We start from the raw sequence: 23,451 nt of genomic DNA on the forward strand, positions 1-23,451 counted from the left end.
ATCATTGCTTTTTTAATAACTACTCTCTCACTCCACAAAAATCTAATACAATTTGATTTTTATTAAGAGTCAACTCTTTAAACTCATCATGAGCTACAAGTAACACTAGTACATCTGCATTTTCTATCGCCTCTTTATAGTCTGTTAATTTGAATACCCTATGCACCTCAATATTTGGTTCTACGATAAAATATTCACCATTACTATCGTTTTGTAATACTTTATTTACAATATACTTTGCAGGAGATTCTCTTAAATCGTCAATATTTGGTTTAAAAGCTAAACCCATTAAAGCTACTTTTGGTTTTCTTCCGTTCTGCAACTCAAATTGTAATTTTGCATTTTGAATTTTTTCAGCGCACCAAAAAGATTTGTAGTTGTTAACTTCTCTTGCAGTTCCTATTATCTTGGACTCCATTGGATAGTCTGAAACTATAAAATAAGGATCTACTGCGATACAGTGCCCTCCTACTCCGCAACCTGGTTGTAAAATATTTACTCGAGGGTGTTTATTAGCTAAGTTAATCAATTCCCATACATTGATCCCCGCCTTATCACAAATTAAAGATAATTCGTTCGCAAATGCAATTTGCACATCACGTGATGAATTTTCTGTCAATTTACACATCTCTGCTGTACGTGCATTCGTAGCATGTAACTCTCCTTTTACAAATTGTTTGTAAAACGCTAAAGCTTTTTCAGTAGAGGCTATATTTACTCCTCCAATCACACGATCATTATGTACTAATTCGTGCATCACATTACCAGGCAATACGCGTTCTGGGCAGTATGCTAAATAAATCTTCCCTTCTAACTCTGGACGTTCTGTAAAAATCAATTCCATCATTTTTTCGGTAGTTCCTACTGGAGAAGTTGATTCTATGATATATAAATCTCCCTCTTTTAACAATGGAATAATTCCTTCTGTAGCCGCTTGTACATAGGATATATCTGGTTCATTTTTACCTTTAAAAGGAGTCGGCACTACTATTAAATAGGTATCTGCACTTACTGCTTTTGTGTCTGCTTTTAAATAACCTTCTTGTACCGCTTTTGCCACTGCTTGATCTAAATCTGGCTCAACAATATGTATTTTTCCTGCATTGATGGTATCGACTACATGCTGAGAGATATCTACTCCGTACACTGGAATTTGATTGTTTGCTATTAAAGCTGAAGTTGGTAATCCTATATACCCTAAACCAATGGTTACTACTTTAGGTTGTGACATTTCTTTTTATTTTTATTTTGATTTTATAAATTCAACTATTCGTTGACACGCTTTTCCATCTCCATAAGGATTGTGAAGTTCACTCATCAATTGATAGCGGCTTGTGTCTACCAATAAGTTATTTGTTTCCTTTATAATTTTACTTTTATCAGTCCCCACTAAAATCACTGTTCCAGCTTCCACCGCTTCTGGTCGCTCTGTCGTGTCTCTCATAACTAGTACAGGCTTCCCTAGGCTTGGTGCTTCTTCTTGTACCCCTCCAGAATCCGTAATAATCATATAGGCTTGGTTCATTAACCATACGAATGCCGGATATGCTAAGGGATCTATTAATTTTATATTTTCGATTCCAGACAATACTTCATGTACTGGTTTTTGCACATTCGGATTTAAATGTACTGGATAAATAATTTGCGCATCCGAATGTTTGTTAGCAATCTCTTTCAACGCTTCACAAATATTTATAAATCCTTGTCCGTGATTTTCTCGGCGATGTCCTGTTACTAAAATTATTTTCTTAGTAGCATCTACCATTTCTTTTAACCCCTCTATTTCTTTATTTTCAATAGAAACAACTCTTTCAGAACTATCTAACAAGGCATCAATCACTGTATTTCCGGTTACTAGAATATATTCTTCCTTTACATTTTCTATCAACAAGTTTTGTTTTGATTGAGCTGTAGGCGCAAAATGATAATCACAAATACGTCCTGCTACTTGACGATTGATTTCTTCAGGAAATGGTGAACGTTTGTTATGGGTACGCAAACCTGCTTCTACGTGACATACCTTAGCTCCAGAATAAAAAGCAGCGATACTAGACGCCATGGTTGTCGTAGTATCACCATGTACATATACATAATCTGGTTGAAACTCCTCTAATATTGGTTTTAACCCCGTAATAATATCAGATGTTAGCGTATATAGATTTTGATTCGGTTTCATCAAATCCATATCATAATCCGGTGAAATTTCAAAAAATTCCAATACTTGATCTAACATTTCACGATGCTGTGCCGTCACACAAACTTTAGTCTCAAAGTCTTTTCTGTTTTTTAAAAACTCCTTTACTAAAGGTGCCATCTTAATGGCCTCAGGTCTCGTCCCAAAAATTATTAAGTTCTTTTTCTTCATTTATGTATCCCTTATTTATATCAAATAATGTTTCTCTCCTTTATTCACCAACTCTACATTTCTTATATCATGTACAATCTCTATTGATTGTCTTGCTTCTTGCAAGCCAAATCCACTGCCTTTAAGTATCCCTTGATAACTTGTTGTGTGCAATTCGGTAAACCCACCACTAAATTCAATTTCTTCACCATTTACAGTTATAGAACGATAGGTTCGTTGCCCTTTTTCTTGAATTTCTTTTGGCAAGGTAGTTTCATCAATCGATAAAAACCAACGCACCCTTGCTTTTTCAAGTTCTAAATAGCCTGAAGCTTTGTGTTTTTCTCTTAAGTGTACTTTATTTTCTTGTACATTTCCGAAAATCCAAGAGAGCATATCAAAAAAATGTACTCCAATATTAGTTGCTATTCCTCCCGATTTGCTTTCTTCACCTTTCCAAGAAATATCATACCAATTTCCTCGAGAAGTGATATAGGTTAAATCTACTTCGTACTTTTCTTTCTTGTTTTCTTTTTCAATTTTATTTTTTAAAGCGATAATGCTCGGATGCAATCGTAATTGTAATATGGTGTTGATGCTGTTTCCTGTCTCCTTTTCAATTGCTTCTAGGGCATCTACATTCCACGGATTTAACACCAACGGTTTTTCACAAATTGCATCGGCTCCTCTGCGTAATGCCATACGGATATGAGAATCGTGTAAATAATTCGGTGTACAAATACTTACATAATCCAATTGGATATTTTGCTGACGCTTTAACTTTTCAATATGACGATCAAAACGTTCAAACTCAACAAAAAAATCAGCTTTAGGAAAGTAACTATCCATAATTCCTACGCTATCATTTTTATCTAAAGCTGCTACCAAGATATTGTTCGTATCTTTAATGGCTCTTAAATGACGTGGTGCTATATAACCAGCTGCCCCTATGAGTGCAAAATTTTTCATTATAAACTTTTATCTACAACTTCTTTTGACAATATCCCTTTAACATCATATATCACCGACTCTTTCTTTTTTAAAGAAACAATATCTAATTCTTTATATTCATCATGAGCTACTGTTAACACAATCGCATCATACTTTTCCTTTGGTAATTCCTTTCTTGATTGTAATTCATATTCCTTTGTAACCTCCTCAACATTTGCCCAAGGATCATAAATTGTCACATTTGCTCCAAATTCTTTTAGCGAACGTATCACATCAACAACTTTTGTATTTCTAACGTCTGGACAATTTTCTTTGAACGTAACCCCCAAAACTAAAATATCTGCATTCTTTATTTTGATATCACGACTTATCATTAACTTAATTACTTGAGAGGCTACATACTCTCCCATTCCATCATTCATCCTTCTTCCTGCTAAAATTATACCAGGATGGTAACCTAATTCCTCTGCTTTTTGCACCAAATAATAGGGATCAACTCCTATACAATGCCCACCAACTAAGCCAGGTTTAAACGGCAAAAAGTTCCATTTAGTTCCTGCCGCTTCTAACACTTCCTGAGTATTAATATTCATAAACCCAAAAATTTTAGCCAACTCATTCATAAAAGCAATATTAATATCTCGTTGTGAGTTTTCTATTACTTTTGAAGCCTCTGCCACTTTTATACTAGAAACTAAATGAGTCCCTGCAGTAACAACTGAATTATATAACCCATTTACAAGCTTAGCTACCTCAGGAGTTGAACCTGATGTTACTTTTAAAATATTTTCGATGGTGTTTTTTTTATCACCAGGATTAATACGCTCTGGAGAATACCCAGCAAAAAAGTCTCTATTAAATACTAAACCTGAAGTGTTTTCTAAAACAGGAACACATTCTTCCTCTGTTACCCCTGGGTACACTGTTGATTCATAAATAACAACATCATCTTTTTTCAATACTCCCCCCACAGTCTTACTAGCATTTATCAATGGTGTTAGTACTGCTCTATTGTTCTTATCTACAGGCGTAGGAACAGTTATTATAAAAATATTACAGCTCTTAATATCTTCTATTTCATACGTACAAAACAACCCGTTTCCTTCAGTTCCTTTACTTCGTAAAACAGACAACAATTCTCCAGATTCTACTTCCTTAGTAATATCTATACCTTCATTTAGTTTTTGTATCCTATCTTTATTTATATCAAATCCAACTACAGAATACTTTGTAGCAAATAACCTCGCCAATGGCAAACCAACATATCCTAATCCGATTATTGCTATTTTCTTATTCAACCAGTAGCCTTTAAATATTTTTTAAGTCCACAAAACTACAAAAAATTGTATGAACAAAAGCTTATAAAACAAAAAAGTCTCATCTAAAAAGATGAGACTTCACAGTGGGCGCGAAGGGATTCGAACCCCTGACCCCTTGGGTGTAAACCAAGTGCTCTGAACCAACTGAGCTACGCGCCCGTTTGAAATTAAACCTTTGTAAGAGTTGTGGGCGCGAAGGGATTCGAACCCCTGACCCCTTGGGTGTAAACCAAGTGCTCTGAACCAACTGAGCTACGCGCCCTTACTTGTTAATTGCGGGTGCAAATATATAACAGTTTTATAAATTAACAATAACTTTTTTTTATTTTTTTCTATAAAATTTCTGCAACCACAAATGTACTTCCACCTACATAAATCACATCTTCTTTTGAAGCATTTACCTTTGATTTTTCAAAAGCTTGATTTACAGAATCAAACATCTCTCCTTTTAAACTAAATACGCTTGCTTGCTTTAGTAATTCGCTTGCAGATAATCCGCGAGGAATATTTGGTTTACAAAAATAATAATTTGCATTTTTAGGAAACATTGGTAAAATCTCACTCAAATTCTTGTCTGAAACAACTCCTAAAACAATATGTAACCGCTTATATTTTTCCTTTTTTAACTGTTGTAATGTATAAAACAATCCTTCTTTATTATGTGCAGTATCACAAATTACTTTCGGATGTTCTTGTAACACCTGCCAACGCCCTTTCAAATTAGTGTTTTTTACCACCTTCGATAATCCGTTTTTTATATTTTCTTCAGAGATAGCAACCCCTTTTAGTTGCTGAATGGCTTTTACTGCTGTTTTTACATTGTTTTTTTGATAATCACCCAATAAATCAGTTGTATAATATTGCTCTTCATCCGAAGCGAAAATAATTGAAGAGCTACATTCTTCCGCTTTAGCAATAAAAACGTTTTCTATTTCTTTTTGACGTTCACCAATAACCACAGGAACACCTTTTTTAATAATCCCTGCTTTTTCAAAAGCTATTTCTGGTAAAGTCTCTCCTAAAAACTGTGTATGATCTAATCCTATATTAGTTATTACCGAAACTTCTGGTATAATAATATTTGTCGAATCTAATCTTCCTCCCAAACCAACTTCAATAACGGCAACATCTACTTTTTGATTTGCAAATTCTTCAAACGCCATACCAACAGTCATTTCAAAAAAAGACAATCCTTGTTTTTCTAGAAAATTTTTATTTTTTTTTATAAACTCGATTACAGCTTCTCTTGAAATTTCTTCTCCATTAATTCGAATACGCTCTGTAAAGTTTTTTAAATGTGGTGAAGTATACAAACCAACTTTACACCCCGCTTCTTGCAATATAGAAGCTACCATATGACTCGTAGACCCCTTGCCATTAGTCCCTCCCACATGAATGATTTTAAACTTTTTTTGTGGATCACCAAGTTTATCACAAAGTGCAGTGATATTAGTTAGATCTTTTTTAAATGCTACTTGTCCCTGACGCTGATACATTGGCAACTGAGCAAACATCCAGTCTAATACTTCTTGATAGGTCATTAAATACTATATAATTTAAGTCTGTAAACTTGTTTGATTAAAATGAGAACCTAAACAAGTTCAGGCTAACAATTTGTTTAGAAGAATACCCCTCGCTATTTAGCCATGGTATTCTTGATACCATTGTACAAAACGACGGACTCCTTCTGCTACTTTCATCTTTGGCTTATAATTATAATCCTTGATTAAGCCATCAACATTTGCCCAGGTTCTTTTTACATCGCCCATTTGCATTGGTAACATTTCTTTGGTAGCTTCTTTTCCTAAACTCGTTTCCATCTCATTGATAAAATCTAATAACTTTACAGAATCGTTATTTCCTATATTATAGATTTTATATAATTCTCTGCTTTCAACAGGCTTCTCTATTACTCTTTTGACTCCTTCTACTATATCATCTATATAAGTAAAATCTCGTTCCATATCTCCATTGTTGAATACTTTGATTGGACAATCATTTGAAATGGCATCGGCAAATAGTATCGGCGCCATATCAGGTCTTCCCCATGGTCCGTAGACTGTGAAAAATCGTAATCCTGTTGTTGGAACCTTATATAAATGGCTATAAGTATGCGCCATAAGCTCATTACTTTTCTTTGTAGCAGCGTATAAACTCACAGGATTATCTACCCTATCTTCTTCTGAAAAAGGCACCTTTTTATTCGCTCCATACACACTTGAACTGCTTGCATACACCAGGTGTTTAATCTCGTGATGTCTGCAACATTCTAAAATATTCAGAAAACCAACGATGTTACTTTGAATATACGCATCTGGATTTTCAATACTGTAACGAACTCCTGCTTGCGCTGCTAGGTTACAAACAACATCAAACTTTTCAGTAGTAAATAACTGAAACAATTCTTCTTTATCTTCTAAGTTTAATCGTATAAACTTAAAGTTCTCATGTGTAGTACTAATCGTTTCTTGATAAAAAATGTCAGCATTTTCTCTATCAATACCCAATTCTTTTAATCTAGCATATTTAAGGTTGACATCATAATAATCGTTGATATTATCAATCCCAACAACCGTATGCCCTTGTGCTAATATTTTTTGACTAATATGAAATCCGATAAAGCCTGCTGCTCCTGTAACTAAAATTTTCATTAGTTCTTACCTATTTGATAATATTCAAAACCTCTTTCTTTTAAATTGTAGCTATTGTATTGATTTCTTCCGTCAAAAATAACAGGAGTCTTCAATTGCTTTTCAATTTCAGAAAAATCTGGAGAACGGAATTCTTTCCATTCTGTTAATAAAATCAATGCATCTGCATCAACCAACACCTCGTACTTCGCATTTTTATAGGCTATATTTTCAACGTCTTTTAAATAAAAATGTTGTGCTTCTTCCATTGCCTTTGGATCATACGCTTGTACTTTTGCTCCTCTTTTCACTAACTCCTTTACTACATAAATTGCTGGTGCTTCACGCATATCATCGGTTCCTGGTTTAAATGCCAATCCCCAAAGTCCAAAAGTTTTCCCGGTTAAATCTTCTCCGAATCTTTTGATGATTTTCTCAGCTATCACAAACTTCTGACGGTTGTTAACCTCTTCTACTGATGTTATTAACTTCGCTTTGTATCCATTTTCTTCAGCTATCTTTTTCAATGCTTTTACATCCTTCGGAAAACAAGAACCGCCATACCCAGCACCTGGATAAATAAAACTGTAACCAATTCTTGAATCAGACCCAATTCCTGCGCGAACATTATTTACATCTGCTCCTACACGTTCACAAATATTAGCCATCTCATTCATAAATGAAATTTTGGTTGCTAACATGGCATTAGCTGCATACTTTGTCATTTCCGCTGAACGAACATCCATGGCTATAAATCGATCATTTGACATGGTAAAAGGCGTGTATAACTGATGCATTTTTTCAAAAGCATATTCTGATTCAGCTCCAATTACCACTCTATCAGGCTTCATAAAGTCGTTGATTGCATCTCCTTCTTTTAAAAACTCTGGATTCGAAACTACATCAAATTCAATTGTTTCGTTTCTTTTATCTAATTCTTCTTGAATTGCTGCTTTTACTTTATCTGCTGTTCCTACGGGTACGGTAGATTTATCAACTACAATCAATCGGTGATCCATTTTCTGACCAATCTCTTTAGCTACCGCTAATACATATTGTAAATCAGCAGAACCGTCTTCTCCCATTGGAGTTCCAACCGCTATAAAAACGATTTCAGCTTCATTGATGGCTTCTTCTAACTTCGTAGTAAAAAATAAATTTTTCTTTTCTACATTTTTTAGTACCATTTTTTCTAAACCTGGCTCATAGATAGGAATGACTCCTTCATGTAATTTGTTTATTTTTTCTTGATCAATATCAACGCAAGTAACTTTATTCCCCATTTCTGAAAAACAAGTTCCTGATACCAAACCTACATATCCTGTTCCGATAACAGTTAATTTCATCTGTTTATGTTTCTTGATTCTTCTATAATTGTATATTATACATTTATCGAATAATTATTTTGCAAAGATATATTATTTTGAAAGAGAAAACTTGTAGATAATTGTCCCTATTTCTTTTACTCGTGCATTACTATCTGCATTCCACTTAGTTCTTAATGCAGCCTTTTTAGCAGCTAACTTTAAACAGTCTGCTGAATTTGTAGTTCCTTTTACCCCTGGAGTTGCTTTAGTTACTTTTCCATTGCGGTCTACCTCAATACTCACTACTACAGCACCTTCTTCTTGACAATCAGGTTTTTCAATAGGTTTGGACAAGGCTTTTCTTCCTGCTAAATTATAATTTCCTCCCGAACCACTTCCCGAATTTCCGTAGTATTTATCTGAATTCGGATCTCCGTTTTCATTTCCTTTTATACCTGATTGCTTATCATCTCCTTCACCAGAGTTTGCTCCTTCTTTTGAAGCACCATTTAACAAACTATTCAATGCATCTGTTGTTTCTTTTGATGGTTTTGGCTTTGGTTTTTCTTTCGGTTTTACTTCTTTCGGAGTTTCTTTTACTGCTTCTTTCTTTTCTACTTTTTTATCAACTACTGGAACTTCTTCCGCAGTATCATTTGTAATAATTTCTTCTTTGATCGTTTCCTCTGGAGTTTCTTCTACTTGCTCTTCAACTACTTCTTCTTGTTGTGGAGTAGCTTGAGCTTTTGTTTTTTCAACAGGTTCACCACTTCCTACTTCTGAGTTCCCAAAATTGATTGCTACCCCATATTCAATAGGCGGATCTAGATATTTCATTCCATAGTTAAATACTCCGACTATTAATAATATCAGAATAATAGCTGTGATAACAGCCGACTTACGCTTATGTTGTGTATCTAAAACTGTCATTTATTTGCCTTTTACAGCCAAAATCATTTTTAACTTGTTTCTATTCGCAATATCAATTACCTGCATTACATTTTTATATTGCACATTTTGATCACCACGAATAACCACTGTTTTCTTTTTATCTGCACCTACTTTAGTAAGTAATTCTCTTTCTAAGTTTACGTTACTTACCTTTGTTTTATCTATATAAAATAATGCATCATTTGTAATAGTTACTGCTACTGACGTATTATTTTCAGTTTTTCCTCCAGCTTTTGGTAACAACACGTCAATCGCACTTACTGTGACAAGTGTGGATGTTAACATAAAAAATATCAATAACAGAAAAACAATATCGGTCATTGATGACATATTGAAATTTGGATTGACTTTATTTCTTCCTCGTAAATTCATTATACTGGCTCGTTTAATAAATCTAAAAACTCAACAGACTTTGCTTCCATTTGATAAACAACTTTATCTGTTCTAACTACTAAATGGTTATAAGCGATGTATGCTATAATTCCTACAATTAGCCCTGCAACAGTAGTTGTCATAGCTGTATACAATCCATCCGATAACATTTTAATATCAATCTGTCCTCCTGAATTTGCTATCTCGTGTATCGCAATAATCATTCCAATTACAGTACCTAAAAAGCCTATCATTGGAGCAGCTCCTGCTATTGTTGCCAACACAGATACATTCCTTTCTAGCTTATACACTTCAAGTTTTCCTGCATTTTCTATTGCTGTATTAATATCTTCTAAAGGTTTCCCTATTCTAGAAATTCCTTTACCAATTAACCTGGAAGTTGGTGTAACTGTATTATCACAAAGTGATTTAGCACTATCAATTCTTCCATTCGTTACATGATCTCTAATTTGATCCATGAAATTTACGTCTACTTTTGAAGCTTCTTTGATGGCAAAAAATCGTTCAAAATAAATATATAGAGCTATAGCTAACAACACAAATAATAAAGCTATAATAATTTGTCCGCCTACACCTCCATCCATAATTAAACTATAGATTGATAATGTTTTTTCTTGTGGAACTTCTTCTACTAACTCCGGAGTTTCTTGAAATAATAGCATGAATACTAAATTAGGATTTATATTATGTTTTCGCTACTTAACTAACGATTTGTTTTATTTAAAATTGTTTGATATAAAAAGCCTTCCTTAATATTAACAACAAAGGAAGACTTTTATTTTTTATACCTGTTTACTTAAAAAACAGCGCTTTTACAGCTATAAAAACTATATGTTTATACTAATTCTTTTAACGCAATTTCAAAGGCTGTTTCGCTAATTTTTGTTTTTGAAGCACTTCTAGCAAACGTTCTTTGTAAAGCTTTTTTAATAGTATTTGAAGTATCTTCAAAAATAGCTTGATCTGTCATTTCTACTCTACGCTCCATAAAGTAAGCAAATACTCTTGCCATACCACAGTTAGATATAAAATCAGGAATTAAACTAACTTTTTTGTCAGTATCTTCCATGATTGACCCGAAGAAAATTTCTTTATCTGCAAACGGAACATTAGCTCCACATGAAATAACTTCTAATCCTGAATTTATCATACTATTAATTTGCTCTTGAGTAACTAATCTTGAAGCTGCACAAGGTGCAAAAACTTCACAAGGCAAATTCCAAACACGTTCGTTCATCTCTTCAAACGAAACCATGTTTTCAGACACTAAAGTATTTCCACCTTTGTTTAAGAACATTTCTTTTATCTCATCAAAAGAAAAACCTTCTTCTTTAATCACTCCACCAACTCTATCAATTATACCTACAACTTTAGCCCCCATTTGTGCTAAATAATAAGCTGCTGCTGAACCTACATTTCCAAAACCTTGTACTACAGCACGCTTTCCTTCTACTGTTCCTCCATAAATATCGTAATAATGACGAACTGCTTCTGCAACACCGTACCCTGTAATCATATCAGCTACCGTATATTTTCTAGCAATATCTGGTGATAAATTTTCGTCTTCTAATACCTTAATTACTCCGTGTCGTAATTGACCTATACGATTAATTTTATCTGCTTCAGTTGGTTTAAAGTGCCCGTTAAAAACCCCTTCTTGCGGGTGCCAGACACCACTATCTTCTGTAATTGGAATTACTTCGTGAATTTCATCAACGTTTAAGTCTCCACCTGTTCCATAATAGTTTTTTAACAACGGAGCCACGGCTTTATACCAACGTTCTAATACTCCCTTTTTTCTTGGGTCTTGTGGATCAAAATTAATCCCAGATTTTGCGCCTCCAATTGCAGGGCCAGATACTGTAAATTTCACTTCCATAGTTTTTGCAAGTGACATTACTTCATATTTATCTAATCCTTTACGCATACGTGTACCACCTCCAGCAGCACCTCCTCTTAATGAGTTTATTACAGTCCAACCTTCAGCTTCTGTTTCAGAGTCTTTCCAATTAAATACTATTTCTGGTTGTTTTTCTTCGTATTGTTTAAGTAATTCTTTCATTGTTTAATGTTATAATAGATGATTTTCAACTTTGCTTGTTTCTTTTTCATGTTCAAAAATTCGTTGTGATTATTCCCCTAAGGGAAGCTAAAGTTGATTCATTATAATATAGGTTTTAATGTGTAGTTGTTACCGAACAAATTTATCATAAAAAACAACATTACTCAAATAGTTTAAATTATTTATGAGGATAAAATATTTCGCCTGACGAATGATCTTTTTGAGCTCCTGTTACTGATTGCAAACAATTTGCTTTATTTTGAGTTTTTAAAAGACCTAAAAAAGCAAAAACCAAGGCTTCTTTATAGTTCACTAACCTACTATCATTAAGTTCTATAGCTATCTTAGCGTAAAATTCTATTCTTCTCACTAGAAAGGTATTAAACATCCCTCCTCCTGTAACTAAAACCTTAGATTCTTCTTTTATTACTTTCCCTATTTGCAATGCAGAATGCTCTACAAAAGTCCTTAAAATTATAGGAATATCAGTTTCAAACTGATCAATTAAAGGGAATATGTTTTCCTGTACCCATTCTAATCCTAAAGATTTCGGAGGTTTTTCTTGATAAAATCCTAACGAGTTAAGTGCTTCTAAAAGTTGGTAATTTACTTCACTTCCCGAAGCTATTTTTCCAGAATCATCAAACTCATACCCGATTTTTCTAGTATAGTGATTCAATACAATATTTACAGGGCAAATATCAAAAGCAATTCTTTGGTTGTTTTCTTCGTAAGAAATATTTGCAAAGCCTCCTAAATTCAGACAGTAATCATAGTTTGAAAACAATAGCTTATCACCTATTGGTACCAATGGGGCTCCTTGACCTCCTAACTGAACATCTTGAGTTCTAAAATCACAAACCACTTTTTTATTTGTAATATTTGCTATTTCTTGTCCGTTGCCAATTTGTAAAGTTATTTCTTTTGCTGGTTGGTGTAAAATAGTATGACCATGCGAGGCTATAAAACCTATCTTTGTGATGGTATTACTTTTAATAAATTCTTTTAATACATCTCCTAATAGTTTACCATATTTCACATCCAAATCAATTAAATCACCTTTATTATAAGTAATCGCTTCTTGTAGTTTCTTTTTCCATTCCTTAGTGTATGGAATTGTATCTGCTTGTAAAATTTCAAAATCTTCGTAGTTGTTTTGATTCATTTTTACATACGCTAAATCTATCCCATCTAATGAAGTTCCAGACATTAATCCGATACAATATATATAATTGTTTTGCATGAAGTAAAAATAGGAAGTCTATTGAAAAATTGCTATTAAAAAAGTATCTTTGAGCACATTTTTTATGAATTTAACAAAATACAAAATAGATAATGGATTTTAATCTTACAGAAGAGCACTTAATGATTCGTGATGCTGCACGTGATTTTGCTCAAACCGAATTATTACCTGGAGTTATAGAAAGAGATGAGAAACAACAATTCCCTAACGAATTAGTTCGTAAAATGGGAGAGTTAGGTTTTATGGGAGTAATGGTGGATCCTAAATATGGAGGAAGTGGAATGGATGCTGTTTCTTACGTGTTAATTATGGAAGAATTATCTAAAATTGACGCTTCTGCTTCAGTAATGGTTTCTGTAAACAATTCATTAGTATGTTACGGTTTAGAAGCTTACGGAACTGAAGAACAAAAACAAAAATACTTAACAAAATTAGCTACAGGTGAGCAAATCGGAGCTTTTTGTTTAAGTGAACCTGAAGCAGGTTCTGACGCTACTTCACAAGCAACTACTGCTGAGGACAAAGGCGATTACTACCTCTTAAATGGTACTAAAAACTGGATTACAAACGGTGGTCGTGCTGATACTTATTTAGTAATTGCACAAACTGATCGTGAAAAAGGACATCGTGGTATTAATGCTTTTATTCTTGAAAAAGGAATGGAAGGTTTTCATGTAGGCCCTAAAGAAGATAAATTAGGTATCCGTGGTTCTGATACTCATACGTTACAATTTAACGATGTAAAAGTTCCAAAAGAAAATAGAATAGGAGAAGATGGATTCGGATTCAAGTTTGCTATGAAAACGTTATCAGGTGGTCGTATCGGTATTGCTGCTCAAGCATTAGGTATTGCTGCTGGAGGTTACGAATTAGCCTTAAAATACTCTAAAGAGCGTAAAGCTTTTGGTACTGAAATTTGTAATCATCAAGCCATCGCATTTAAATTAGCTGATATGTACACGGAAATTGCTGCTGCTCGTCATTTAGTAATGGCTGCTGCTTGTAAAAAAGATGCTGGTGAAAACTACGATCGTGAAGGTGCTATGGCTAAACTATATGCTTCTAAAGTAGCAATGGAACAAACTGTTGAAGCAGTTCAAATACACGGAGGTAACGGTTTCGTTAAAGAATACCATGTAGAACGTTTAATGCGTGACGCTAAAATTACTCAGATTTACGAAGGAACTTCAGAAATTCAAAAAATTGTGATTTCTAGAAGTGTATTAAAAGATTAATTTCTATAAAAATAGAAAATTAAAAAAGCGTATCGTTTGATACGCTTTTTTAATTTTCAAAATCAATACTATGTAAATGTAGACCCGAAGCTGGAGCTATATTTTTTATCAATTCTACAGATGAATTTGGCACCAAACTTTCTTTAATAAAATCTAAGTCAAAATCTCCTTTTCCTAAGTCGTGTAAAGCTCCCATAATTAGTCGAATTTGATTTCTTAAAAATCCTTCTCCTCTTACGATTAAAACATAACTTTCTTTTGGGAAAAATGAAGCTGTTAACTCTGTATTCTCTTCTATTCTACAATACTTAATTTCTCTTTTTACTTTGGTTGTTTCTGAAGGTTTTGTACAAAACCGTTTAAAGTTATGAAAACCTTCAAAAAGTTGTGCTCCTTCTTTCATTAAAGTTATATCAAGTTGTTCTCTGAAACGAGTTAAAAAAGGTGCCGCATAAGGGTGATTTTTTTCTCCATAAGAAAAATAATATCTATACTCCTTAATTTTTGGATGCTGAATAATATTAAAATCTCTAGGAATACCTTCAATCTTCAAGGCTCTCATATCGCTTGGTGCATTCGTGTTAAACTCAATCATAAATTGATTAAAATCTATGGTTTCATCTATAAACAATTGAAATGCAAAATGACTGGCTGAGACACGAGCATCTGTTCTACCCACTCCCAAGCTTTTAAATCGAACCCCTTTGTAAATAAACTTTAAAGTTTTATCTAAAAACAAATGACCTGTTTTTAAATTGGGTTGCTTTTGCCAACCATGAAATCTAAACCCAAGATATTGAATTGTTACTAAATACGAATGCTTGTAATTCATAGGGGGCAAATCTACAATGATTTTTGTTTATTACACAAATTAAATTATTAACACTAAAAACACATAAAACTAAAATTAAATTCAATATAAATCACTTTTTAACACATAATCAACATTAAAAAGTTATTAAAAACACTTTTTTTTAACAAAAAGTCATTTTTATCATATTGATAATTTTCTTCTCTGATTTTGGTTTGTTTTTATTTTACAGCCTTGTAAATACTTATGAATTACTGTATCATGATTTTTAACTCTTTTTTTTTAACACTCTTTGTTTAAAAAAAACAATTTCAGGCCTTGAAACCAACCTAACCATTTGTTTTTTAGATAGTTTTAAAAGAGATTTGTACATATAGCTCTATATAAAAAAGCGTTTTTTATATAGCATATATCTACAAACAATCCTTTCATTATAAAAATCAATATTAATTATTCAATGAAAAAAATAGAGGCCATTATTAGAAAATCTAGATTTCAACAAATCAAAGAAGCTTTGCATCAAGTGGGTGTAAACTTTTTTTCATATTGGGATGTAACAGGGCTTGGAAATGAAAAAGAAGGTCATGTGTATAGAGGTGTATCCTATAGCACCAGTGATATTCAAAGAAGATATTTATCTGTTATAGTTAATGACGATTTTAAAGAACCTGCTATAAACGCCATTCTATCTGCTGCTCATACCGGAGAGGTGGGTGATGGAAAAATATTTGTCTCAGACATTGAAGAAAGTTACAGAATAAGAACTGGAGAAAAAGGAAAAAGTACACTTAATTAATAAAAATGAAATTATGGACATGCTTACAGTAAATAATATGTGGATGATGATTTGCATAGCTCTTGTTTTTTTTATGCATTTAGGTTTTGCTTTTTTAGAAATAGGGTTAACAAGACAAAAAAATACCATAAACATATTATTTAAAAATATTTTTATAATCACAGTAGGCTTACTATTATATTACCTAATAGGTTTTAATTTAATGTACCCGAACTTTTCTAAAGATGCCATCGGGGTTCTAGGGTTTTCTGGAATTGGGCTAAATCCTCCATTAAAAAATGGTATTCTGGATATCACATACAATAAAGGATATACATATTGGACAGACTTTTTATTTCAAGGAATGTTTGCTGCAACAGCTGCTACTATTGTATCTGGTGCTGTTGCTGAACGTATGAAGCTTGTGCCTTTTATAATCTTCACAATTCTTTATGTTGGTTTTATATACCCCATAGCAGGCTCTTGGACTTGGGGAGGTGGTTTTTTAAAAAAACTATCTACTCCTTTCTATGATTTTGCAGGATCAACATTGGTGCATTCTGTGGGCGGGTGGGCTGCTTTAATAGCTGTTTGTTTACTAGGACCTAGAATAGGAAAATTTAAAAAAGGAAAAACACAAGCCATTCCAGGTCATAACATCCCTATTGCTACAGCAGGAGTATTAATACTTTGGTTAGGTTGGTTTGGTTTTAACGGAGGCTCTGTACTTTCTGCCAATCCAACAGCTACTTCTCTAACTCTAGTTACTACATGCTTAGCAGCAGCAGCAGGTGGTTTTGTTGCATTTGTTACCTCTTCAATTCTTTATAAAGGGTTTGATTTAACTATGTATTTAAATGGAATTCTAGGCGGGTTGGTTGGTATCACTGCTGGAGCTGATCAAATGTCTCCTACAGATGCTATAATTATTGGAAGCATAGCTGGTGTACTTGTAGTATTAGCCGTAAACATAATTGATCGCTTAAAACTAGACGACCCAGTAGGAGCTATTGCCGTTCATTTGATATGTGGTATTTGGAGCACATTAGCTGTTGGAATCTTTGGGAATTTAGCTGGCTGGAGTCAATTTATTTCCCAAGTATTAGGAATATTATTTTATGCACTACTCTGTATAATCTCATCCTTTATAATCATTATTACTTTAAAGAAAATAATAGGTATTAGAGTAAGTGAAAAAGAAGAAATAGAAGGCTTGGATAAATTTGAACACGGAATCAATGCCTATCCAGATTTTAGATTAAATGAACATTAAAAGTAATAGTAATATGGAAGATCAAGGATTATATCTAAGCGAATTTGAAAGAGACAACTGTGGAGCTGGCTTTATATGTAGTTTAAAAGGTGAAAAGTCTAATACAATTATTCATAATGCACTTGAAATTTTGGTTAAGTTAGAACATCGAGGAGCGGTGAGTTCTGACGGTAGAACCGGAGACGGGGCAGGTATTTTAATTGATATTCCTCATGAGTTTTTTAAACGTGTTTGTTCGTTTGATATCCCTAGTACAAAAGAATATGCTGTAGGTATGGTTTTTCTTCCAAAAAGCTCTAACCAAACAAACTATTGTGTTTCAATTTTAGAAGATGAAATAAAAAAACAAGGCTTACAAATTATAGGTTGGAGAGATGTTCCTGTAGACACTTCCATTATTGGTAAAATCGCTTCTAAAACAGAACCGAAGATAAAACAACTATTCGTAGGTAAAGGTAAAAATCAACTTACCAATTTACAGTTTAACACAAAACTATTTGCAGCTCGTAAAATAGCTGAACATCAAATTTCTAAATCTAAACTTTCACAAGCTAATTACTTTTATATTTCTAGTCTTTCAATAACCACATTAATTTATAAAGGTTTATTAATTCCTGAGGATATAGGCAGATATTATATTGACTTAAAAGAAAAAGATGTTGTTACTAGATTGGCTCTAGTACATCAACGCTTTTCAACAAATACTTTTCCCGCTTGGAGCTTAGCTCAGCCTTTTAGATATATGTGTCATAATGGTGAAATAAATACACTACGTGGTAATATAAGCCGAATGCGAGCCAGAGAAGAACTGATGAAAAGTGATTTGCTTGGTGATGATCTGAAAAAAATGTTCCCTATTGTAAGTGATGGAAAATCTGACTCTGCTTCTATGGACTTAGTCGTAGAACTATTACTAATGACAGGAAGAACCCTACCTGAAGTTATGATGATTATGGTTCCTGAAGCTTGGGAAAAACACCAAACAATGTCAGAAGATAAAAAAGCTTTTTATGAATACAACTCTTGTATTATGGAACCCTGGGATGGCCCTGCCTCTATACCTTTTACTGATGGAAATTACTTAGGTGCACTTTTAGATAGAAATGGACTCAGGCCTTCAAGATATACCGTTACCAAAGATGGTTTTGTTATTATGTCCTCAGAAATTGGTGTGGTAAAAGTAGCTCCAGAAAATGTAGAAAGACATGGTCGATTAGAGCCTGGGAAAATATTTTTGGTCGACATGAACGCAGGTAGAATTATTGAAGACGAAGAAATAAAAACTGAAATTATATCTAAAAAGCCTTATAAAAAATGGATCACAGAACACATCTTACCCTTAGCAGAAATTCCTTACATAAACAATAAAAATCCAATAGAGCCAACAAACTATAAAACAAGACTACGTGCTTTTGGTTATACTTTAGAAGAAATTAGCACAATAATTAACCCCATGGCTATCAATGCCAAAGAAGCTATAGGTTCCATGGGAACAGATACTCCTTTGGCCGTTTTATCTGACAAACCACAACTTTTATATAACTATTTCAAGCAACTATTTGCGCAAGTAACCAACCCTCCTTTAGATGGAATACGAGAAGAGTTAATTACTGACATCAGTTTATTAATTGGAGGAGATCGTAATATTTTCGACATTATTCCCGATCAGGCAAAAAAATTAAAAATTAAAAATCCAGTTATTTCAAATGATGATTTAGATAAAATTAAAAACATAACACATCCAGAGTTTAAAGCCGTTTCTATCCCTATACTATATCCTATTTCAGAAGGAGTAAACGGTTTAGAAAAAGCGCTTGATAATATTCTCTTATCCGTTGAAAAAGCCGTTTTCGAAGGAGCAAACATTATCATCCTTTCTGATAGAAATATTGATGAAGATAATGCGCCAATACCTGCGTTATTAGCTTGTTCTTATGTACATCATTCTTTAAACGATAAACAAAAAAGATCAAAATTTGGTATTGTTATAGAAACAGCTGAAGCCAGAGAACCCCATCACTTTGCTACCCTTTTTGGCTACGGGGCTAGTGCCATTAATCCTTACTTAGTAAATGAAATTATAAGAGACCAAGTAAAAACAAAGGTCATAAAAGATTTAGATGAAGAAACAGCTGTAAAAAACTTCAATAAAGCTATCGGAAAAGGTATTCTAAAAATAATGAATAAAATAGGAATCTCTACACTTCATTCTTATCGAGCTTCTCAAATTTTTGAAGCACTTGGACTTAAGAAAACATTTACTGAAAAATACTTCCCTTATACTCCTTCAAGAATTGGTGGAATAGGATTAGTTGTTTTGGAAAAAGACATTCAAAGAAAGTTTGACAAAGCATTTAAGCTAGAAAACTATAAATCTGCTTTAGACCTTGAAATAGGAGGGGATTATCGTTGGAGAAGAAACGGAGAAAGACATATGTTTAATCCTACCACAGTTGCCAAACTACAGCAAGCTGTTAGAGTAAAAAGTAAAGAAAGTTATAAAGTATATGCCAAAAAAATCAACGAACAAAATGAAAAATTAATGACACTTCGTGGATTATTTGAGTTCAATAACCTAAACCCTATTTCTATTGATGAAGTTGAACCTTGGACAGAAATTGTAAAACGTTTTAAAACTGGGGCAATGTCTTACGGATCAATAAGTCAAGAAGCACATGAAAATTTGGCTATTGCTATGAATCGAATTGGAGCAAAAAGCAATTCAGGAGAAGGTGGGGAAGATAAACATCGTTTTGTAAAAGAAGCTAATGGAGACTCAAAAAGCAGTGCAATAAAACAAGTAGCTTCGGGTAGGTTTGGAGTATCTATCAACTACTTAACCAATGCTAAAGAGATACAAATAAAAGTAGCCCAAGGAGCTAAACCTGGAGAAGGTGGACAACTTCCAGCTGAAAAGGTATTACCATGGATTGCAGAAGTTAGAAATTCAACTCCCTATGTAGGTTTGATATCTCCTCCTCCTCATCATGATATTTATTCCATTGAAGATTTAGCACAATTAATTTTTGATTTGAAAAATGCTAATAGAGAAGCTCGAGTTAATGTAAAACTAGTATCAAAAGTAGGTGTTGGTACGATCGCTGCAGGAGTAGCAAAAGCAAAAGCAGATGTCATATTAATTTCTGGGTTTGATGGAGGGACTGGAGCCTCTCCTTTAACATCGTTAAAACATACTGGACTCCCGTGGGAGCTTGGAATAGCTGAAGCGCAGCAAACTTTGGTGTTAAATGGGTTAAGAAATAGAGTAGCCATAGAATGTGACGGACAACTCAAAACAGGTAGAGATGTTGCTGTAGCCGCTTTATTAGGCGCCGAAGAATTTGGTTTTGCTACCGCACCACTAGTTGCATCGGGTTGTATAATGATGCGTGCCTGTCATTTAAATACATGTCCTGTAGGTATTGCCACTCAAGCCCCAGAACTTAGAAAAAATTTTAAAGGTACACCAGAACATATAATTAACTTTATGTACTTCGTCGCCGAAGAATTAAGGGAAATTATGGCTCAGTTAGGTTACAGAACTCTTAACGAAATGATTGGACAAAGCCATAAACTAAACACTAAAAAAGCCATAAATCATTACAAGGCTAAAGGAATAGATCTCTCTTCAATTTTATATAAACCTTCACAAAACAAAGACGCTTTACAATATAATACAGAATATCAGAATCATAATCTAGAGAATGTACTAGACTTTAAAATTCTTAATGATGCAAAAGCAGCCATAATTAATAAACAAAAAACTTCGTTAACTTATACAATTCAAAACACTGATAGAACTATTGGAACCATATTAAGTAATGAAATTTCTAAACGATATGGAGAGACAGGATTACCTAAAGACACATTAAACATAACATTTAAAGGCTCTGCTGGTCAAAGCTTTGGGGCTTTTTCTACAAAAGGATTAACATTAATTGTTGAAGGAGAAACGAACGACTATTTAGGTAAAGGTCTTTCTGGAGCAACTCTTATCATTAAAAAACCTTCTACAGCAACATTTAAAGCTTCTGAAAATATCATCACAGGAAATGTAAGTTTTTATGGTGCAATAAGTGGAAAAGCCTTTATCAATGGCATTGCTGGTGAACGCTTCGCTGTTAGAAACTCTGGAGTAACAGCAGTTGTCGAAGGTGTAGGTGATCATGGTTGTGAATATATGACAGGAGGAAAAGTCTTTATCTTAGGTAAAACAGGAAGAAATTTTGCTGCAGGTATGAGTGGTGGTTTGGCTTATATTTTTGATAAAACTGAAGAATTTAAAACAACATTATGTAATAAAGAAATGGTCGATTTAGACCCACTTACTAAAGAAGATTTTAAAGAAGTAAAAGAATATATTAAAGAACATTATTCTCACACTGATAGCGATCTCGCAAAAAAACTCATAGAAAACTGGGAAGAAGAAAAAACTTATTTCATTAAGGTATTTCCTAAAGACTTTAAAAAAGCTCTGAAAAAATCATCTCTTCAAAAAACAATATTAAAAAAAATTTCAGCATAAATTATGGGACAAACAAGAGGTTTTATTGACATAGATAGAAAAGATGAAGAAAACTTACCTGTACAAGAAAGAGTAAAAAACTTTAAAGAATTTTCTATTCTTTCAAAAGAGGAAGAAATTAAAAAACAAGGAGCTAGGTGTATGGATTGTGGAATACCATTTTGTCATAGTGGTTGTCCTCTCGGTAATTTAATTCCAGATTTTAATGAAATGGTATTTAGGGGAGAGTGGGAAAAAGCGTCTAAACTCTTACACTCTACTAATAACTTTCCAGAATTTACAGGAAGACTTTGTCCAGCTCCATGTGAAAAATCATGTGTACTAGGAATTATAAGTAATCCTGTCTCTATAGAAAATATTGAAAAAAATATTGTAGAACGAGCTTTTGAAAACGGATGGATTCAACCACAACCTCCAAAAGAAAGAACAGATAAAACTATTGCTATTATTGGCTCAGGACCTGCTGGTTTAGCAGCTGCTCAACAATTAAACAGAGTTGGTCATAATGTGACTGTTTTTGAAAGAGAGGATGAATTAGGTGGACTACTTCGCTATGGTATTCCTAACTTTAAATTGGAGAAACAAATTATAGATAGAAGATTAAAAATTTTAGAGCAAGAAGGAGTTATATTCAAAACAAATGTAAATGTTGGTGTAAATTATGATGTGAAAAACTTAGATTATTTTGATGCTATTGTACTATGTGGTGGCGCAACAAAAGCAAGAAGCTTACCTATAAAGGGTATTGAGTCTAAAGGTGTACATCAAGCAATGGATTTTCTTACTCAACAAACAAAACTCTTATACAGCAAAACAATAACTGAAGAATTAATCTCTGCAAAGGACAAAAATGTTATTGTTATAGGTGGTGGTGATACTGGATCCGATTGTATAGGCACCTCTAATAGGCAAGGAGCTAAATCTGTTGTTAACTTTGAAATTATGCCCAAGCCTCCAGGTAAGAGAAGTGAAAAAACACCTTGGCCTTATTGGCCTTTACAATTAAAAACGAGCACATCACATCAAGAAGGTTGCGATAGAAACTGGCTGATAAACACAAAAGAATTTATAACTGATGCTGATGGCAGACTCATAGCGTTAAAAACCGTTCAGGTAGAATGGGAAATCTCTCCAGGAGAAAGACCTAAATTAACTGAAAAGTCAAATACTGAAAAAATATGGCCATGTGATTTAGCGTTTCTCTCTTTAGGATTTACAGGTCCAGAAACAACATTAAGTGAACAATTAGGTATAAATCTAAACAAAAAAAACAACTACAAAGCAATGAATTATCAAACTAACATACCTCATATTTTTACTGCGGGTGATATGAGAAAAGGTCAATCTTTGATTGTTTGGGCTATTTCTGAAGGAAGAGAAGCCGCTGTTTCTGTTGATAAATATTTAAAAGGTATTACATATTTACAAAGCAAAGGTTCAGGAGATTTACCATCTGTTTAGTATAAATACTATAACCCTATATAGTATTGTAGAGTATTTTATTTAAAATACGCACATAAAAAAAACCTCAATCTACTAAAAGATTGAGGTTTGATAAAGAAAGGCAACGACCTACTCTCCCACCAGTGGCAGTACCATCGGCGCAAATGGGCTTAACTTCTCTGTTCGGGA

18 protein-coding genes, 2 tRNA genes and 1 rRNA gene are annotated in these 23,451 nt (G+C 33.4%); 5 read left to right on the top strand and 16 right to left on the bottom strand.

Annotated features, from left to right (window positions below; all coding sequences use genetic code 11):
• Positions 1–19 precede the first annotated feature (19 nt).
• The 14 genes from wecC to ACQYZ7_RS13290 form a co-directional block, all read right to left on the bottom strand.
• Positions 20–1,231: a UDP-N-acetyl-D-mannosamine dehydrogenase gene (gene wecC, locus ACQYZ7_RS13225; RefSeq protein ID WP_430730197.1), complete on the bottom strand. Its 1,212-nt coding sequence runs from the start codon at positions 1,229–1,231 to the stop codon at positions 20–22.
• Positions 1,232–1,243: 12 nt separating this feature from the next.
• Positions 1,244–2,365, bottom strand: a complete 1,122-nt coding sequence (gene wecB / locus ACQYZ7_RS13230) for a non-hydrolyzing UDP-N-acetylglucosamine 2-epimerase (protein ID WP_430730198.1) — start codon at positions 2,363–2,365, stop codon at positions 1,244–1,246.
• A 15-nt stretch (positions 2,366–2,380) separates the two neighbouring features.
• Complete coding sequence (locus tag ACQYZ7_RS13235; protein WP_430730199.1) at positions 2,381–3,313, bottom strand: Gfo/Idh/MocA family oxidoreductase; 933 nt, start codon at positions 3,311–3,313, stop codon at positions 2,381–2,383.
• Complete coding sequence (locus tag ACQYZ7_RS13240) at positions 3,313–4,593, bottom strand: nucleotide sugar dehydrogenase (RefSeq protein ID WP_430730200.1); 1,281 nt, start codon at positions 4,591–4,593, stop codon at positions 3,313–3,315. The genes ACQYZ7_RS13235 and ACQYZ7_RS13240 overlap by 1 nt, the downstream gene beginning before the upstream one ends.
• Before the next feature lie 105 nt (positions 4,594–4,698).
• A tRNA-Val gene (locus ACQYZ7_RS13245) sits at positions 4,699–4,773 on the bottom strand.
• Positions 4,774–4,801: 28 nt separating this feature from the next.
• A tRNA-Val gene (locus tag ACQYZ7_RS13250) sits at positions 4,802–4,876 on the bottom strand.
• A 70-nt stretch (positions 4,877–4,946) separates the two neighbouring features.
• Positions 4,947–6,155, bottom strand: coding sequence for a bifunctional folylpolyglutamate synthase/dihydrofolate synthase (locus ACQYZ7_RS13255; protein WP_430730201.1), 1,209 nt, complete (start codon positions 6,153–6,155; stop codon positions 4,947–4,949).
• A gap of 99 nt (positions 6,156–6,254) precedes the next feature.
• Positions 6,255–7,265 (bottom strand): NAD-dependent epimerase, encoded by a 1,011-nt coding sequence (locus tag ACQYZ7_RS13260; RefSeq protein WP_430730202.1) that lies wholly within the window; start codon positions 7,263–7,265, stop codon positions 6,255–6,257.
• A complete protein-coding gene (locus ACQYZ7_RS13265; RefSeq protein WP_430730203.1) occupies positions 7,265–8,590 on the bottom strand; it encodes a UDP-glucose dehydrogenase family protein in 1,326 nt (441 codons plus the stop codon). The genes ACQYZ7_RS13260 and ACQYZ7_RS13265 overlap by 1 nt, the downstream gene beginning before the upstream one ends.
• A 72-nt stretch (positions 8,591–8,662) precedes the next feature.
• The gene (locus ACQYZ7_RS13270; protein ID WP_430730204.1) at positions 8,663–9,481 is read right to left on the bottom strand and encodes an energy transducer TonB; all 819 of its coding nucleotides are present in this window, start codon (positions 9,479–9,481) and stop codon (positions 8,663–8,665) included.
• The gene (locus ACQYZ7_RS13275) at positions 9,482–9,874 is read right to left on the bottom strand and encodes an ExbD/TolR family protein (protein ID WP_430730205.1); all 393 of its coding nucleotides are present in this window, start codon (positions 9,872–9,874) and stop codon (positions 9,482–9,484) included.
• On the bottom strand, positions 9,874–10,557 hold the full coding sequence (locus ACQYZ7_RS13280; protein ID WP_430730206.1) for a MotA/TolQ/ExbB proton channel family protein: 684 nt from the start codon (positions 10,555–10,557) through the stop codon (positions 9,874–9,876). Before ACQYZ7_RS13280 ends, ACQYZ7_RS13275 begins: the two co-directional genes overlap by 1 nt.
• Positions 10,558–10,730: 173 nt before the next feature.
• A complete protein-coding gene (locus ACQYZ7_RS13285) occupies positions 10,731–11,957 on the bottom strand; it encodes a Glu/Leu/Phe/Val dehydrogenase dimerization domain-containing protein (RefSeq protein ID WP_430730207.1) in 1,227 nt (408 codons plus the stop codon).
• 178 nt (positions 11,958–12,135) lie between these two features.
• Positions 12,136–13,200 (bottom strand): anhydro-N-acetylmuramic acid kinase, encoded by a 1,065-nt coding sequence (locus ACQYZ7_RS13290; RefSeq protein ID WP_430730208.1) that lies wholly within the window; start codon positions 13,198–13,200, stop codon positions 12,136–12,138.
• Positions 13,201–13,292: 92 nt separating this feature from the next.
• Here ACQYZ7_RS13290 and ACQYZ7_RS13295 point away from each other — a divergent pair, with 92 nt between their 5' ends.
• A complete protein-coding gene (locus ACQYZ7_RS13295) occupies positions 13,293–14,435 on the top strand; it encodes an acyl-CoA dehydrogenase (protein ID WP_430730209.1) in 1,143 nt (380 codons plus the stop codon).
• Positions 14,436–14,484: 49 nt separating this feature from the next.
• Here ACQYZ7_RS13295 and ACQYZ7_RS13300 read toward each other — a convergent pair whose 3' ends face one another.
• Positions 14,485–15,267 carry a tRNA pseudouridine(38-40) synthase TruA gene (locus ACQYZ7_RS13300; RefSeq protein ID WP_430730210.1) on the bottom strand — a complete coding sequence of 261 codons (783 nt, stop codon included), beginning with the start codon at positions 15,265–15,267 and terminating at the stop codon, positions 14,485–14,487.
• 436 nt (positions 15,268–15,703) lie between these two features.
• On the opposite strand from ACQYZ7_RS13300, the gene ACQYZ7_RS13305 reads away from it, so the two are divergent.
• From ACQYZ7_RS13305 to ACQYZ7_RS13320, 4 genes are read left to right on the top strand one after another with little or no spacing between them, the layout of a single operon-like run.
• Positions 15,704–16,042 (top strand): P-II family nitrogen regulator, encoded by a 339-nt coding sequence (locus tag ACQYZ7_RS13305; protein WP_430730211.1) that lies wholly within the window; start codon positions 15,704–15,706, stop codon positions 16,040–16,042.
• A 13-nt stretch (positions 16,043–16,055) separates the two neighbouring features.
• Positions 16,056–17,294 carry an ammonium transporter gene (locus tag ACQYZ7_RS13310; RefSeq protein ID WP_430730212.1) on the top strand — a complete coding sequence of 413 codons (1,239 nt, stop codon included), beginning with the start codon at positions 16,056–16,058 and terminating at the stop codon, positions 17,292–17,294.
• Positions 17,284–21,819, top strand: a complete 4,536-nt coding sequence (gltB, locus tag ACQYZ7_RS13315) for a glutamate synthase large subunit (protein ID WP_430730213.1) — start codon at positions 17,284–17,286, stop codon at positions 21,817–21,819. Before ACQYZ7_RS13310 ends, gltB begins: the two co-directional genes overlap by 11 nt.
• Positions 21,820–21,822: 3 nt before the next feature.
• Positions 21,823–23,280, top strand: a complete 1,458-nt coding sequence (locus ACQYZ7_RS13320) for a glutamate synthase subunit beta (RefSeq protein WP_430730214.1) — start codon at positions 21,823–21,825, stop codon at positions 23,278–23,280.
• A 98-nt stretch (positions 23,281–23,378) separates the two neighbouring features.
• Here ACQYZ7_RS13320 and rrf read toward each other — a convergent pair.
• Positions 23,379–23,451, bottom strand: a 5S ribosomal RNA gene (gene rrf / locus ACQYZ7_RS13325); the annotation flags it as partial.

The sequence above is a fragment of the Tenacibaculum sp. SDUM215027 genome (assembly GCF_050566205.1).
Classification (GTDB): domain Bacteria; phylum Bacteroidota; class Bacteroidia; order Flavobacteriales; family Flavobacteriaceae; genus Polaribacter.

Bases quoted from the DNA above. Each gene is read 5' to 3' on its own strand.
- wecC (WP_430730197.1), bottom strand. From the start codon at position 1,231: ATGTCACAACCTAAAGTAGTAACCATTGGTTTAGGGTATATAGGATTA.
- ACQYZ7_RS13285 (WP_430730207.1), bottom strand. From the start codon at position 11,957: ATGAAAGAATTACTTAAACAATACGAAGAAAAACAACCAGAAATAGTA.
- ACQYZ7_RS13320 (WP_430730214.1), top strand. From the start codon at position 21,823: ATGGGACAAACAAGAGGTTTTATTGACATAGATAGAAAAGATGAAGAA.
- ACQYZ7_RS13270 (WP_430730204.1), bottom strand. From the start codon at position 9,481: ATGACAGTTTTAGATACACAACATAAGCGTAAGTCGGCTGTTATCACA.
- ACQYZ7_RS13300 (WP_430730210.1), bottom strand. From the start codon at position 15,267: ATGAATTACAAGCATTCGTATTTAGTAACAATTCAATATCTTGGGTTT.
- ACQYZ7_RS13305 (WP_430730211.1), top strand. From the start codon at position 15,704: ATGAAAAAAATAGAGGCCATTATTAGAAAATCTAGATTTCAACAAATC.
- ACQYZ7_RS13235 (WP_430730199.1), bottom strand. From the start codon at position 3,313: ATGAAAAATTTTGCACTCATAGGGGCAGCTGGTTATATAGCACCACGT.
- ACQYZ7_RS13290 (WP_430730208.1), bottom strand. From the start codon at position 13,200: ATGCAAAACAATTATATATATTGTATCGGATTAATGTCTGGAACTTCA.
- ACQYZ7_RS13280 (WP_430730206.1), bottom strand. From the start codon at position 10,557: ATGCTATTATTTCAAGAAACTCCGGAGTTAGTAGAAGAAGTTCCACAA.
- ACQYZ7_RS13310 (WP_430730212.1), top strand. From the start codon at position 16,056: ATGGACATGCTTACAGTAAATAATATGTGGATGATGATTTGCATAGCT.
- ACQYZ7_RS13275 (WP_430730205.1), bottom strand. From the start codon at position 9,874: ATGAATTTACGAGGAAGAAATAAAGTCAATCCAAATTTCAATATGTCA.
- wecB (WP_430730198.1), bottom strand. From the start codon at position 2,365: ATGAAGAAAAAGAACTTAATAATTTTTGGGACGAGACCTGAGGCCATT.
- ACQYZ7_RS13260 (WP_430730202.1), bottom strand. From the start codon at position 7,265: ATGAAAATTTTAGTTACAGGAGCAGCAGGCTTTATCGGATTTCATATT.
- ACQYZ7_RS13255 (WP_430730201.1), bottom strand. From the start codon at position 6,155: ATGACCTATCAAGAAGTATTAGACTGGATGTTTGCTCAGTTGCCAATG.
- ACQYZ7_RS13295 (WP_430730209.1), top strand. From the start codon at position 13,293: ATGGATTTTAATCTTACAGAAGAGCACTTAATGATTCGTGATGCTGCA.
- gltB (WP_430730213.1), top strand. From the start codon at position 17,284: ATGAACATTAAAAGTAATAGTAATATGGAAGATCAAGGATTATATCTA.
- ACQYZ7_RS13265 (WP_430730203.1), bottom strand. From the start codon at position 8,590: ATGAAATTAACTGTTATCGGAACAGGATATGTAGGTTTGGTATCAGGA.